The 1,406-nt window shown below is 78.7% G+C and carries 1 protein-coding gene; it reads right to left on the reverse strand.

The window, feature by feature from the left end; translation table 11 throughout:
* Nucleotides 1-218 precede the first annotated feature (218 nt).
* A partial coding sequence (locus tag ABZW03_RS40860) for a hypothetical protein (RefSeq protein WP_355269949.1) occupies nucleotides 219-1,406 on the reverse strand: 1,188 nt, incomplete at its 5' end.

A 1,406-nucleotide genomic window follows, 5' to 3' on the forward strand; every position in this document is an offset into this window, starting at 1 on the left:
GGCGGGGGGCCGCCGGCCGGGGCGGCCGTCGCCGCCGGGGCCCCACGGCGGCAGCTGCGGGCCCCCGCCGCCCGGCCCGCCGGAGCCGTTCGGGCCGTGATAGCCGCCTTGGCCGTGGTAGGCCCCGTGGCCGTGGTGGCCGCCCTGGCCGTGGGGGGCCCCCGCCCCCCGGCCGCCCCCCCCCCGGGGCCGCCGCTGTGCGCGGGTCCTGCCTCCGCCTACTTCCGCGCCTTCCAGTCGGGGGCGGTGGCGATCGCCTTCAGCTGGTCGAGGGTGAGCAGCGGCTCGTCACCCGGGCCCTCGGTGGCCGTGACCTGCAGGCCGTCCGGGCGCAGGACGCTCACCGCCGGCGGCTTGCCCTTGCCGGTGCCGTCGCCCTTGCCGGTGCCCTTGTCGTTGCCGTCCGGGCCGCCGCTGGTCAGCAGCCGGCTCCCGTCGGGCAGGGCGACCGCGTCCTTGAACGCCCGCTCCCCCGGGTTGTCCACCGACTTCGCCCAGTTCTCCACCCGCAGCACCAGCGAGCCGGTGGCCCCGCCCCGGGCCAGCTGGAAGGTGGCCGTCAGCGGACTGCCGGTGCGGCCGGTCACGGTCACCCCCGGGGGCAGCAGCCGCGTCAGGACGGCCTCCCGCTCCGCCAGGGGGAGGCCCGGGTCGACCGCCTCGGCGTCGATGCCGTCGAACTTCACCGCCGCGACCACCCGGTCCCAGGACGCGTCGGTGACGATCGCCTTCAGCTGGTCGAGGGTGAGCGGCGGGTTGGGGCGGCTGTCGGGCGCGCCCTTCTCCTGCGGGGCGTTCCACTCGCTCACGGTGATCTCCCGGCCGTCCGGGCCGGACAGCGCGGCGTGCCACTCCTTGGTGTCGGCCCGGCCGTCCGGGTACTCGTGCCCCTGCACGAGCAGGAGGCGGGAGCCGTCCGGCAGGGTGGTGACGGCGCAGGAGTCGATCCGGGAGCGCTCCGGGTCCGTCGGGCAGCTCTGCGGCCGCACCTGGGCGGGGCGGTGCTTCTGGATGCCGATCTGGACCAGTGACCTGCCCTGGCCGTCGTCGAGGACCAGGTCGGCCCCGGCGAAGGTGCCGCCCAGCTGCTTGTCGTCGGTGCCGCGGCCCTTGGCCTCGGTGATCTCGCCCTTGGGCAGCAGGGCGCGGAAGGCCGCCAGCACCTCGTCGCCGGTGATCACGGTCGGGGCCGGGGACGGCGCCGCCGTCGGCGCGGCCGCGGGGCTGCCGCTGCCGGCGGCCGCCGGGGCCACGGTGGTCGGGGCGGCGGCCGCGGTCACCGGGCCCGCGTCCATCGGCGAGCCGGTCAGGTACACCGCGCCGGTGCCCACCAGGGCCAGCGCGGCCGCGCCGCCCACCACGGCGGCGGCCGAGCGGCGGCGCCAGCCGCACCCGCCCCCCCGGTA

It is taken from the genome of Kitasatospora sp. NPDC004799, from assembly GCF_040609095.1.
Taxonomy (GTDB): Bacteria; Actinomycetota; Actinomycetes; order Streptomycetales; family Streptomycetaceae; genus Kitasatospora.